Annotated in this window: 12 protein-coding genes; 3 read left to right on the forward strand and 9 right to left on the reverse strand. The window is 39.6% G+C overall.

Annotated elements, in window-relative coordinates:
* Window positions 1-44: 44 nt before the first annotated feature.
* The 9 genes from atcS to TDE_RS00210 form a co-directional block, all read right to left on the reverse strand.
* Window positions 45-791, reverse strand: a complete 747-nt coding sequence (gene atcS / locus TDE_RS00170) for a histidine kinase AtcS (RefSeq protein WP_002680890.1) — start codon at window positions 789-791, stop codon at window positions 45-47.
* Window positions 791-1,510 carry a response regulator transcription factor AtcR gene (atcR, locus tag TDE_RS00175; RefSeq protein ID WP_002680891.1) on the reverse strand — a complete coding sequence of 240 codons (720 nt, stop codon included), beginning with the start codon at window positions 1,508-1,510 and terminating at the stop codon, window positions 791-793. Before atcR ends, atcS begins: the two co-directional genes overlap by 1 nt.
* Window positions 1,511-1,526: 16 nt before the next feature.
* Window positions 1,527-2,264, reverse strand: coding sequence for a hypothetical protein (locus TDE_RS00180; protein ID WP_002680892.1), 738 nt, complete (start codon window positions 2,262-2,264; stop codon window positions 1,527-1,529).
* Between the two features lie 129 nt (window positions 2,265-2,393).
* Window positions 2,394-2,834 (reverse strand): GNAT family N-acetyltransferase, encoded by a 441-nt coding sequence (locus tag TDE_RS00185; RefSeq protein WP_002673332.1) that lies wholly within the window; start codon window positions 2,832-2,834, stop codon window positions 2,394-2,396.
* Between the two features lie 114 nt (window positions 2,835-2,948).
* A complete protein-coding gene (locus TDE_RS00190) occupies window positions 2,949-3,368 on the reverse strand; it encodes a putative toxin-antitoxin system toxin component, PIN family (protein ID WP_002680893.1) in 420 nt (139 codons plus the stop codon).
* Entirely contained in the window at window positions 3,365-3,613 is a 249-nt protein-coding gene (locus TDE_RS00195; RefSeq protein WP_002666876.1) for an AbrB/MazE/SpoVT family DNA-binding domain-containing protein, read from the reverse strand. Before TDE_RS00195 ends, TDE_RS00190 begins: the two co-directional genes overlap by 4 nt.
* Window positions 3,614-3,849: 236 nt before the next feature.
* A complete protein-coding gene (fabF, locus tag TDE_RS00200) occupies window positions 3,850-5,085 on the reverse strand; it encodes a beta-ketoacyl-ACP synthase II (protein WP_002673329.1) in 1,236 nt (411 codons plus the stop codon).
* A gap of 217 nt (window positions 5,086-5,302) precedes the next feature.
* The gene (locus TDE_RS00205) at window positions 5,303-6,487 is read right to left on the reverse strand and encodes an ISNCY-like element ISTde1 family transposase (RefSeq protein ID WP_002679811.1); all 1,185 of its coding nucleotides are present in this window, start codon (window positions 6,485-6,487) and stop codon (window positions 5,303-5,305) included.
* 102 nt (window positions 6,488-6,589) lie between these two features.
* A complete protein-coding gene (locus tag TDE_RS00210) occupies window positions 6,590-8,242 on the reverse strand; it encodes an AMP-binding protein (RefSeq protein ID WP_002680894.1) in 1,653 nt (550 codons plus the stop codon).
* Window positions 8,243-8,360: 118 nt separating this feature from the next.
* Between TDE_RS00210 and TDE_RS00215 the strand changes: the two genes are divergently transcribed.
* The 3 genes from TDE_RS00215 (at window position 8,361) to TDE_RS00225 (ending at window position 12,435) form a co-directional block, all read left to right on the forward strand.
* Window positions 8,361-9,419, forward strand: a complete 1,059-nt coding sequence (locus TDE_RS00215; protein ID WP_002680895.1) for a biotin--[acetyl-CoA-carboxylase] ligase — start codon at window positions 8,361-8,363, stop codon at window positions 9,417-9,419.
* 120 nt (window positions 9,420-9,539) lie between these two features.
* Entirely contained in the window at window positions 9,540-10,547 is a 1,008-nt protein-coding gene (gene pta / locus TDE_RS00220) for a phosphate acetyltransferase (RefSeq protein WP_002666863.1), read from the forward strand.
* Window positions 10,548-10,551: 4 nt separating this feature from the next.
* Window positions 10,552-12,435 carry a tetratricopeptide repeat protein gene (locus tag TDE_RS00225; protein ID WP_002680896.1) on the forward strand — a complete coding sequence of 628 codons (1,884 nt, stop codon included), beginning with the start codon at window positions 10,552-10,554 and terminating at the stop codon, window positions 12,433-12,435.
* Window positions 12,436-12,454: the final 19 nt, after the last annotated feature.

Consider the following 12,454-nt stretch of genomic DNA (forward strand, 5'->3'; position numbering starts at 1 on the left):
AAATCAAATCGGTACATATGTAGTTTGAAATGTTTAGTTTTTGGCTATAAAACATTCGGAAGATTAGGGAGCAAAACAAGCGGAAACATGATTTCGACGGCGAAAGCTCCTTCTTCGCTTTGGCGGTTTATAAAGGCAGAATATTTTTTTACTATAGCATCGATGCGTCCTGAGCCGAAGCCGTGATCTTTACCTTCTTTTGTTGTAAGAAATTTTCCTTGAGTCTTTTTGCGGCGGCCCTCGCAAGAATTTGTAAACGATATATAGAGGTTGTCGTTTAATTTTCTTATGTACACCCTTATAAATCTTTTCTCTTTTTCTTTTAGACTTAAAGCACCCTCAATGGCATTATCAAAAAGATTTCCTATTATTACGCAAAGTTCAAGGTCGCTTAAGGCTATGTTTTCAGGAATGGAGGCTTTTATGTTTAGTTTTATATCATGGGAAAGAGCGATAGCGGCCTTCGTATTTAAGATTGCATCGCTCATCAGGTTTCCGGTTTTTATTACACTGTCTACCTTAATCAAGTCTTCGGTCAAATTGTTTAAATAGCTTTCAAGTTCATCATAGTTTTTAAATTCAAGATAGGCCTTCATAACTTGAATATGATTATGAAAGTCATGCCGCCAGCCGCGCATTTTTTTATAGATGGAATCTACATCCTCGTAGTATTTATTGATAAGGCCGTTTTCAAAATCATCAAAACGCTTATTGACGGCTCTTCTAATTAAAAAGTACAGAAGTATAAACAGCAAGAGGATTGAGCTTAAAACAAGTATAAAAATGAACATCAGGTTTCTCCTTGGGTAAAAAAGCCGATAAAAAGAGTGTTGACATTTTTATATTCCCTGCGGCTTATCGGAATTAAAGTATTATCTGCAAGGACGGCCTTGTCTTTTTGAAGCTGCCTTATGTGCATCAGGTTTGCGATAAAGGCTCTGTGAGTTTTTACAAATAGTTTGGAATTTAGCTTTTCTTCCGCCTCCGATAAATTCATCCTTGTTATGTACTCGCTTTTTAAAGTTTTTATTTTTAGATTATGCGAAATAGATTCTATAAAAACAATTTCAGATTGCTTTAATGTTGTAAGGCGGCCTTCGCATGAAAAGACAAAATTTTCTTCTTTAACTTTATCCTGCTTTTTTAAGGCTCGATCCAAGCAATCAAAAAGTTTTTCTTTTTTTACAGGCTTTAAAAGATAGTGCAAGGCTTCGACATCGTAGCCTTCCTGCATATAGTCGGGTATACCTGTTATAAAGATGATAACGGCATCGCTTTTTGTTTTTCTTATTTTTTTGGCAAGTTCGATACCGCTTATCCTAGACATCTGTATATCCAATAAGATTATATCTATATCGGAAAGCTCTTCAAATTCAAACCAAAACTGTTCGCCTGAAGAAAAAAGTTTAATTTCCGGCAAAAGATTATTTTTATTTGCCCATTCGTTTGCATAGTCCTTTAGGAGTCTGGATTGAACTTCATTATCTTCGATGACGGCTATTTTAAGCATGGTTTTTCTAATCTTATCAATAGAAAGAAATATATTTCTCCGGAACTTCTTGTTCGGCTGACTTTAATTTAGTTTTTTTATTTAAATTAATATCATATAAAAAGAATGTCAAAAGGCTTCCGTCATATTCAGTAAATAAGAGTTGGTTATTGTCTGTAATTCTAACTTTATATACTGAGTTTGAAATTTTAATTAAATTTTTACCGTCATAGTCGGAAATATATAAGGCTATATTATCTTCCGAATTTAGAGTCTTATCATTATTTGTGTCTTCATTTACAACAGCATAAATATTTTTATCGCAATAAATATCCTTTCCGGTTTTTTCTTCAGCAAATTTATATTTATATATAAAAATATTTGAGTCAAATAATTTAGACTCTTCATAACTTATATCTTTTATAAAGATAAAGTTGGTGATTCCTTCGTTATGTGTTTTCCCTGAAAAACTTAAACTCGATTTAATGGATGATGCAGATATATCATCATACAACCCATCGGCTTTTATTTTTGAGCTTTTAAGATTAAAGACAAAAACATCTTTTAGCTTTTTATTGAATTCTATATATTCCCGTATCTCCTCTTTTGTATCGTCTTCAACAATTGTTACTGCATTTGATACAGTATGGCTGCCGCTAAATGGGTTAAATATGTTTATCATAACAATAGCCCATGTAATAATTCCCAAAATCAAGAAAATAAAAATTAATACAAAATCAATTTTTTTGATTAATTCAAACGATATTTTTTTCATTTTTCCTCCAGAGCACAGCAGTGGTGCATCTACCGAACATTAAACTTGCCGGTATGATACATTAAAATATCAGGTTTTTCAAGTAATCGCATTGCATCTATGTTATTATCAGTTGGTATACGCCATCGGCTACGTATCTATGCGGCAGATGTCAGTCAGAGCTTTATTTCGATATACCAAATCGTCTCTCGAAGTAAACCCCATCTTTTCCCAAAAATCATTTCCGCTTTTATTTTTACCGAATACAACCAATGCAACTTTGACTATGCCGATTTTCTTTAAAGCTTTCAAGGCGGCGGACAAAAGCTGTGCACCTATTCCTTGCTTGCGGCATTCGGGGATGACAGCCAGATGATATATGTATCCCCTGCGTCCATCATTTCCGGTCAAGATGACTCCGATAATTTTTTCTCCGCTTTCAGCAACAAAACATGTTTCGGGATTGCGTATTAAAAATTTAGTAATACCTTCTTTTGAATCGTCTATAGTATTAAGCCCCATCCCTATACACGACATCCACAGCGCATATACAGCATCGTAGTCATTCGCAGTCATAATCCTTATGTTCACAGTTATACTCTCCTTAACTCTTTTCTCTACTTTTTTCTCTTATATTCTCAACAAGACTTCTTCCTTATCCATATATGTTTCCATCATTTCAAATGAATCTTTCATATTTACCTCCTAAATATATCCATACTTTTCTGCAATCAATTCGAAATATTTTGATGGTGTAAAAATTAACGGTTTATCAATTTTTACATCTTCAAAATCCTTGTCTCCCGTAATCAAAATATCTGAATCAGATAAAATTGCGGATACAAGAACCGGCAAATCTTTTATATCACGAACTTTTGGATATTTATTTTCATCAATTGTATCGGGACTCTTAAATTCTTCAAAAGTAATTCCATCAAAGAAAATACCCAATAACTCTTTTTTAAATGGAAATTTATTTTCAAAAACTTTTTTGCATTCTTCCTTTGTATATGAAGAAATTATTACCGTATGATTTTCAAGCAAATGAGAAAAAACTTTAGCAACCTTACCATCAGGGAAAAGTATCGCAGAAATCACAATGTTTGAATCTATGAAAATCCTCAACTCTTTTTCCTTAGCTCTTTAATATAAGCAATAACGTCATCTTCTGTTTGAAAGCCGGCTTTTTCTGCTTCTCCTTGCATTTGAGTCTGAATATTTGCTAAAGTTATTTGAGAAGCATTTGTAATATAAACTTTTCCTCTGCTTTCTTCAAAAAAGACTTTATCGCCGGTTTTTAATCCGAGCATATTTCTTATCGCAAGCGGAATTGTAATCTGACCCTTAGATGTTAGTTTTGCAAGTTCCATAAAACGCCTCCTTACTTTCCTTACTCATACTATTATATAATAATTAATTACTTTCTGTCAATAATTTGTATTAAATATTTTTATCCTATTTATTTGAAAAATTTATTCTTATGAAGTCTTCGATTTCTTTTTCTTTTAGAATTGCACATTTAACTTCGGTACGGAAATTCCGAAGGCCGAAGTTAAATGTGTTGTTTCGGTTTTAGCTTATCTAATTAGAGTTTTTTAAAAAGTCATTACTTTATCTTTTTAAAGACGGCGACGCCGTTATGGCCTCCGAAGCCGAGAGAGCCTGAGGCGGCACAGTTTATTTCGCCTTTGACGCCCTTGTTCGGAACATAGTCCAAATCGCAGCCGGCTTCAAGGTCGGGTTCGGTTAGGTTAATGGTCGGGGGATAAAATCCTTCTTCCATTGCCTTTATACAGAAGATAGCTTCAAGAGCTCCTGCGGCACCTAAGCAATGGCCTATCATCGATTTGGTTGAAGAAACCTTCATTTTATATGCATGGTCTCCAAAAGCTTTTTTAATCATGGCCGTTTCTGCAGGGTCGTTAATCGGCGTCGATGTTCCGTGAGCATTATAGTATTGAACTTCTTCAGGTTTTACGCCTGCATCGGCGAGGGCGTTGGTGATAGCCAATGCTCCTCCGTCACCTGAGGGGTCGGGGCTGGTTAAGTGGTAGGCATCGGAGGAGGCTCCATAGCCCGCAAATTCTGCATATATTTTAGCTCCCCTTTTTTTTGCATGTTCATATTCTTCAAGGATGAGAATGCCTGAGCCTTCGCCCATCACAAAGCCTGAACGCTTTTTATCGAAGGGACAGCAAGCCTTGGCAGGATCGCCTGAGGCGAGGGTTTGCAAAATCGTAAAACCGCTTATGCCGAAACCGGTAATTGTAGCTTCCGTACCGCCCGATACACATACATCAAGCCTTCCTGAGCGGACAAGGTCTAAAGCGTTTCCGAGAGCATCGGTACCGGAAGCACAGGCCGTGGCCAATGTCCAAGACGGTCCCTTTATGCCGAACTGCATACTTATGTTTCCGGCTGCCTCATTCGGAATAAGAAGAGGAACAGTCATAGGCGGAATACGATCCGGAGCAACTTGAAAGTATTTTTTAAAGGCTTCTTGGTAGATTTCAAAACCGCCTATACCGTTTCCGAGTATTATACCTGTGCGGTTTGCATCGATGTTTTCTTTTGAAAGGCCGGCATCCTTCATTGCCTGCGAAGCTGCGGCTACGGCAAATTGAGTGAACCGCGCCATTTTACGGGCATCTTTTTTATCCATAAATTGTGAAGCGTCAAAGTTTTTTACTTCTGCCGCTATCTGAATCTTAAAATCGGAACAATCAAATTGGGTAATGTTTCCGATTCCGCATTTACCTGCTTTGATTCCTTCCCATGTTTCATCCAGGGTGTTTCCTATGGGGGTTACGGCACCGAGGCCTGTAATTACAACTCTTCTCATATAAACTCCTTTTTGCGTAAATTTCCGCATTTTTGTACTCTTTATTGTTCTTTATTAAAGAACTTTTTTTATGTCAGGCTGTCTACAGAACAGCTTATAGAACAAAGTCTACTTGCTTACGGCTTCTCTGTCAAGGCCGGTTTTTATCCGTTGTCAATACACCATAGAAATGTCCCCTGTTTTAGCACCATAGAAATGTCCCCTTTTGTTATGCCGGTTATGATAATTTTACCTCCTTAAGATACTCTTTAGTTATTTCTAAGAAATCAAGCTCTTTGTTGTTCCATATTAGTTTTATGGTTCCATCCAAGAGTTCTCTTAACAATATGTTTGTTTTAGGTCTCGGTATATTACGGTTCGATTTTGTTATTTGAAAAAGTCTGTTTTCATACCTGATAACAAAATCATTACTTACAACCCTTTGTTCTTCATAGCAGAAAATATTAGCAAGCTGTTCTTTACTTGGACAAGGAGCATGCCCATCTTGTGAGTCTAAAGGTGCAATGGCGAACTTTTTATTTATTTTCGGTAAATACTCTTTTTGTAAAAAAGCATTAGCCTTTTCAATAGTATTTATTTTTGCAAGGCGTAATTCTTTTACAAATCTGTCTTGATAAACACTATGATTCCTTTCTACACGGCCTTTAGATTGAGCCGAATGAGCCACTATTATTTGTATTCCAAGTTTTTCACAAGCTTTTTGAAACGGGGTTTTAGGCCTTACATTTTTTATTATTTCTGACATAGTTGGCTCCCGTGTAATAACATAAGCATTTTTTTTATCACAACATACCGCTTGAGGTATCCCATGACAGTCTATCCAGCCCCATAAAAGCCTCATAGCAGCTTCCGTTGTCTCTTGTTCCGTCAAAAACGACTGTGTCATTCCTGTTGCATCATCGACTATATTCATTAAACAGCATTTAGGTCCTCTTTGCTCAAACCATTTATGATGACTTCCGTCAAATTGAAGCATCTGTCCAAAACATTCTCTTCTTTCTCTTCTACTTCGATGAATGTTCCTTCGCCGTTTTCTACTCCAAAGACCTGCTTTGATTAGTAATCGCCTAAGCGTTTCATGATTTATTTTTATCCCATCAAGTTCTTCAAGTTTTTCTGCTGCCAGAGTAGGACCAAAATCATGATATTTTTCAGCGTACAGTTCCAAGCATTTTTTCTTTATATTTTCATCGACTCTTTTTGAGGAAGGTTTTCCTAGACTTTTATGCAAAAGACCTTTATCTCCTTGTTCCAAATACCTTTTGTAAATACGCTTTGCTTGTCTGTAACATACCTGCATTTTTATGGCTGCTTGTTTTAAGGTTATTTGACGCTCTACTACCATTGCCAGTATTTTTCCCCTTGTTCTTTCCTTTTTTCCCATATTTAATTTTTCTTCCATCACCGTCATCTCCACAATTTATTATGGGGACATTTTAACGGTGCTTACAAGGGGACTTTATCACTGTGTTTCAACAGGCCGGTTTTTATCCGTCGACTTTTATCAGACCTTTCGGCTTCTGATTGCAGCCCGGCTTATCTTGCCGTTATGGGTTTTCGGCAAAGTTTCTACAAATTCGAGAGAACGCGGGGCCTTGTAAAGGGCCGCATTTTTCTTTGCAAAGAACATAAGCTCTTTTTCCAAGGCTTGGCTCGGCTGATAGGTTTTGTTCAAAACAACAAAGGCCTTTACCGCCTGACCTCTCTTAGGGTCGGGTACGCCTGTTACCGCACATTCAAAGACTGCCGGATGCTGGAGAAGAACCGACTCCACCTCAAAGGGGCTTATACGGAAACCGGAGCTTTTTATAAGGTCATCGGTTCGGCTTTCAAACCAAAAATAACCGTCTTCATCCCTATAGGCGGCGTCTCCCGTGTGGTAAACTCCGTCCTTAAAAACCTCGGCCGTTTTTTCTTCATTTTTATAATAACCCCCGAACATTCCGAAAGGAACCTTTTTATCCAAACGCAAGATGATTTCTCCCGATTCTCCTGCCTTGCAAGAAGATCCGTCGGGGCGGATAATATCTATCTCATAGCCGGGGGCGGGCTTTCCCATCGAGCCGGGTTTAATTTTCATGCCGGGGAAGGTTCCTGTTGTGAGGGTAAGCTCTGTTTGCCCGTAGCCTTCCCGCAGTTCTATTCCAGTCTTTTCTTTAAATGTATTGAATATGTCCATGCTAAGGGCTTCACCTGCCGTTGTACATTCTTCCAATGAGGATAAATCGTAATCTTCTATTTTTTCGCGGATTAAGTACCTGTAAACGGTAGGAGGTGCACAAAAGGAAGTTACCCTGTATTTTGATAATTTTTCGAGCAGGTTTTTAGGGATAAACATTTTCATGTCGTACACAAAGACGGCACAGCCGCAGAGCCATTGACCGTAAATCTTTCCCCACATAGCCTTTGCCCAGCCTGTTTCTGCAACGCTTAAGTGTCTTCCGCCTTCCTTGACATTTTGCCAAAATTTTGCAGTCGCAATGTGTCCAAGAGGATATAAAAAATTATGCTCCACCATTTTGGGATTGCCCGAAGTACCTGAGGTAAAGTACAAAAGAGCTATGTCCTTTCCGCAAGGGTAGGAATTCCCTTGGGGAGGTGTAAAATCTTCACTCATATTTTTTACGAGTTCATCAAAGGAAATCCAACCCTCCATTTCGTCATGCACCCAGACAAGAAGGGGCTTATTATAAGCGGACTCAGCAGCTTTTTGAATTTCTTCTTGCAAATTCTTTTCTTGTACGGCCATTATCATTTTTATATTGGCGGATTGAATACGGTATTCGATGTCGTGAGCTGCGAGCTGGACCGTTGCAGGAACGGCTATTGCCCCTATTTTGTGCAGGGCAGGAAGAACAAACCAAAACTCGTATCTTCTTCGCAAAAAAAGCAAAACCGTGTCGCCTCTTCCTATTCCCATGGCCTTAAAAAAGTTGGCTGTTTTATTTATCTGCTTTGCCAATTCTCCGAACGAAAAAATCCTTTCTTCGGTTTCATCGCACCATACGAGAGCCTCTTTTTCGGGGTATTCCTTAGCCATTCTATCTATTATGTCATAAGCAAAATTAAAATTCTCGGGAGCTTTAACTGAAAAAGAATTATGTACGGTTTCCCAATCATCGCTTTCAATATAGTTTATATATTCTTTATAAAACATAGTTTCACCTTATAAGACTATAGACAAGGCTTTTCCGAAAAGGTTGCAATAGAAAGAAAATGAAAAATATGGTAGAATTCAGTTTGATTTTAAAGGATGCTTATTTTAAAGAATTTTTATGGGAGAGCTTATATCAAGGACAACGAGTGATATACTTTTGGATATGCTTATAGAACAAAACGGAAGCCCTCTTTCGGGCGAAGAAGCGGCTTTGCACTTAGGCCTTTCGAGGGTTTCCGTCTGGAAGGCCGTGCAAAAACTAAGGGATGAAGGTTATGAAATTGAAGGCGGAAAAAACAAGGGCTATATTCTAAAATCCTCTTCAGATGTGCTGAACGCCTTTTCAATTGAAAAGAACCTATCTGCCTTTGCTCAATCCGTTTGCAAGGGGAAGGTTGAAGTTTTTAAGACAATAGATTCCACTAACACCGAGGCAAAAAGGCGGTTAACTTCCTCAAGCAGAGCCGAATCCCTTCACGGAACGGTTCTTTTTGCCGAGCATCAAAGCGCCGGGAGAGGCCGCTTTTCACGCAGTTTTTATTCGCCAAAAGGAGCGGGTTTATATTTTAGTCTGATTTTTTGCCCCTCAATTCCGGCAAGGACCGAAAGGGAAGTGCCCTCTTCCGATCTTTACACGGCAATTTCGGCAACGGTTATCTGCCGCTGCTTAAAGGCTCTGGGCTTTGCTCCGCAAATAAAGTGGGTAAACGATATTTATCTTAACGGAAAAAAAATCTGCGGCATTTTAAGCGAGGGAATTATCGATATGGAAACTTCCTCAGTGCAGGCCGTAATTATAGGCATAGGCCTCAATGTAAAAGAGTCTAATTTTCCTCCCGAACTTAAAAACAAGGCCGGCTCTCTTTTTACCGAAACAGGCTCATCTTTTAGCGAAGCTGAAGTTCCTTCCCTCAACCGGAATGTTTTAGCTTCTTCCATTATGTCGAGCCTGATTGAAGCTCTCTACGGTCTACATTCTCAAAAAAACTTAATGGAAGAATATAAAAACCTCTCCCTCCTTACGGGAAAAAAGGTAAGAGTTCTTCCCTTTGCCGGCATCCCCTATCAAGCCTTGGTTTTGGGAATCAGCGATTTAGGACATCTTATCATAGAAACCGATGACGGCAAAAAAGAAGAGTTGATTTCAGGCGAGGTTAGTTTGGAGCTTGAACCTTAAAAAAGCTCATCTTTGAACAGTTGCTTTGCTAGACATAAATATTGAAAAATGATAAAATACAATGTAAATAAAATTGTTAGTCCAATTTAAACATACGGAAAAGATTAAGGAGAAAAAATTATGAGTTTTGTAGATGAAATGAAAAGAAAGGCAAAGATGTATGCTAACCGCCTTGTTTTGCCTGAAGGTACTGAAGAAAGGACTCTCAAAGCAGCCCGATCTATCGTAGACGAAAAATTGGTATCGGAGCTTTTTTTAATCGGTTCCGATGATGCTGTTTATGCAGCGGCTTCTAAGGCGGGGGTAAAACTTGGCGGAATCAAGATAATCGATCCGAAAAAATCGGAATGGCTCGATTCCTTTGCCGAAAGCTATTACGAAAAAAGAAAGGCCAAGGGTATGACCCTTGAACAGGCTAAAATAGAAATGAGTGCGGAGCTGGGCTTCGCAGCGATGATGTTGGTTCAAGATAAGGCGGATGCAATGGTTGCGGGAGCCTTAAACACAACAGCCGATGTTCTCCGTGCAGGTTTAAAAGTTATCGGAACCCTTCCGGGAATGAAAACCGCTTCTTCTTGCTTTTTGATGGACACAAAAAATCCCAAACTCGGAGCAAACGGAGTCTTTATCTTTTCGGACTGTGCCGTAATTCCGACTCCCAGCTCTGAACAGTTGGCCGACATTGCCTGCTCTGCAGCTATAAGTTGCCGGACCTTTGCCGGGGTTGAGCCGATTGTTGCAATGCTCTCCTTTTCTACCAAGGGTTCGGGCGGCGACAAAGATGAAAATATTTTACGCGTCCGCGAAGCCGTAAAAATCTTACAGGAAAGAAAACCCGATTTCGTCTTTGACGGAGAAATCCAGTTGGACTGCGCCATAGTTCCTTCAGTTATGCAAAAGAAAGCGGCCGACTCTCCCGTAAAAGGACAGGCCAATACCCTGATTTTCCCCGACCTCGGAGCCGGAAACATAGGATATAAGCTGGTACAGAGAATTGCCGGTGCAGAAGCCCTCGGCCCCTTCCTCCAAGGCTTTGCAAAGCCCATATCCGACCTTTCCAGAGGCTGCTCGGTAGACGACATAATTACCACCTCGGCTGTAACCTTGGTTCAAGCCGGAAGAAAATAAACTTATGGCTAAGTCTGTAAATGCGCTTATAAATGAAGCTATTGAAGCCGGAAAAAAACGCGACTATAAGACTTCAATTTTAATTTTAGAAAACTTAGCCGCAGAGGGCTTAGCCGAAGTATCTTCTCCCTTTTACGGCGAAAAAAAGGGAAATCCCGAAATATATTTATACCTTTCAAGGGCTTGGGCTGCTGTAAACAATTACGGCAGATCAATAGCCTATGGTAAGGCCTATATAAAAAGATGCTCATCGGACCCGTCTGCAAATAGTACAGACCTTCCTATGGGTTTCTTTTTTTTGGGCCGCTCATATTTGGCCGCAGGGCAATATGACAGGGCCGTTTATTGTCTTGAAAAAAGCTTAAAGCTAAATCCCCATCCTCTTGAAACAAGGGCAATGCTCGGCTCGGCCTATCTAAAATGGAAAAAGCCCCGTCTTGCCAGGGAAACCTTTGAAGAAGCCTTAAAGTTTGCTCCTTCGGATGCAAAGCTGAATGCCGGATATTTAAATTCTCTTTTTGTTGAAGGAATTTATGAATTAAGAAACGGCAACGCAGATATGGCTCGCCAAATGTTCAGCTTTGCAATAAAGAACGGCATAGACGGGGTTGCTCCTCGCCTATATCTTGCTCACGCCCTAAAAATGGAGGGCTATCTTCCGGAGGCCCTAGGCCAATACGAGGCCGCCTGCGAATTCGAGCCCGATGATCCCGCCCTAAAGTGGTACCCTGCAATGATCAAGATGCAGCTGGGCGATACAACCGCTGCTGCAGAAGATTTTGCAAAACTGGGTATTGAGATTCCCGATGACGGAGTTTCGGATCGTTTTTTTGCAATGGGCGTTATCAAAAAACATATGGAGCGGGGCGATTACTCAAGAGCAGCCGTTGCCGCCCGCATCTTTATTAAAACCTTTGGAAGCGATGCCGAAATACGCCTCCTCGCTGCAGAAGCCCAGCGTTCCATGGGGAACACCAACACAGCCTTGGGACATTATAAGTGTGCACTTGAACACGAGCCTGAAAATCCTTATCCGCATTACGGCATAATGCTTGCCCTTCAAGAAGCATACCGATGGGAGGAACTTAGTGCCGAAATCCTGCGGGCCGAAGCAAGCGGCGTCTGCGATGCGGACGATATTTATTATTATAAAATAATTACCGCTGCCCATATCGATAATCCTCCCGAAGAGGTATTGCCTCATCTTCAAGCTCTTATTCAAAACGGAAGATCCGATTCGGCTATTTTTAATGCGATGGGCTGCTGCTACATAAAACTGAACATGCCCGACCTTGCCCTAAACTGGTATGAAAGAGCTTTGAGCATCAATGAAAAAGATGAAGAAGCTAAAATAGGAATTATCGCCTCTTACGAAAATTTACAATTAAATAAGGAAGCTGATGAAGCATATAACTCATATCTAAATGAATGGGGAAAGAATATCTACATAAGGCGGGACTATGTACTATTTTTAGAAAAATGCGAGCGTTGGGAAGATGCCGGCAATCAGCTTGAAATTTTAATGAGTCAAGGCAAAAAAGTTAATTTTGATCCTGAGCTTGCTTTATTCCGAAGAAAGGCAGGACAATACCAAAAAGCCGCTATTCTTTATAGAAAGATGCTTAGGGCTAAACCGGAAGAAAGACTCTTATTACACAACCTCGTCTTCTGTCTTGATAAAATGGGACAAACAAAAGTCTCCCTCGATCTTTTAAAAGCTGCAGAAAAAATGTTCGGCATTAAGACCGATTCCATGCTCATCAAAGGCATCCTTCAAATGCGCCTAAAAAAGAAAGAAGATGCAATAAAAACTTTTCAATACATATTGGAAAAAGAACCTAAAAACAAACATGCTGCCGAATTCTTGGAAAAAGCTTACGGAAAATAATTTGGAGGCAGAAACTGCT

This window comes from Treponema denticola ATCC 35405 (genome assembly GCF_000008185.1).
Classification (GTDB): domain Bacteria; phylum Spirochaetota; class Spirochaetia; order Treponematales; family Treponemataceae; genus Treponema_B; species Treponema_B denticola.

Bases quoted from the DNA above. Each gene is read 5' to 3' on its own strand.
- atcS (WP_002680890.1), bottom strand. From the start codon at position 791: ATGTTCATTTTTATACTTGTTTTAAGCTCAATCCTCTTGCTGTTTATA.
- atcR (WP_002680891.1), bottom strand. From the start codon at position 1,510: ATGCTTAAAATAGCCGTCATCGAAGATAATGAAGTTCAATCCAGACTC.
- TDE_RS00180 (WP_002680892.1), bottom strand. From the start codon at position 2,264: ATGAAAAAAATATCGTTTGAATTAATCAAAAAAATTGATTTTGTATTA.
- TDE_RS00195 (WP_002666876.1), bottom strand. From the start codon at position 3,613: ATGGAACTTGCAAAACTAACATCTAAGGGTCAGATTACAATTCCGCTT.
- fabF (WP_002673329.1), bottom strand. From the start codon at position 5,085: ATGAGAAGAGTTGTAATTACAGGCCTCGGTGCCGTAACCCCCATAGGA.
- TDE_RS00205 (WP_002679811.1), bottom strand. From the start codon at position 6,487: ATGGAAGAAAAATTAAATATGGGAAAAAAGGAAAGAACAAGGGGAAAA.
- TDE_RS00210 (WP_002680894.1), bottom strand. From the start codon at position 8,242: ATGTTTTATAAAGAATATATAAACTATATTGAAAGCGATGATTGGGAA.
- TDE_RS00215 (WP_002680895.1), top strand. From the start codon at position 8,361: ATGGGAGAGCTTATATCAAGGACAACGAGTGATATACTTTTGGATATG.
- pta (WP_002666863.1), top strand. From the start codon at position 9,540: ATGAGTTTTGTAGATGAAATGAAAAGAAAGGCAAAGATGTATGCTAAC.
- TDE_RS00225 (WP_002680896.1), top strand. From the start codon at position 10,552: ATGGCTAAGTCTGTAAATGCGCTTATAAATGAAGCTATTGAAGCCGGA.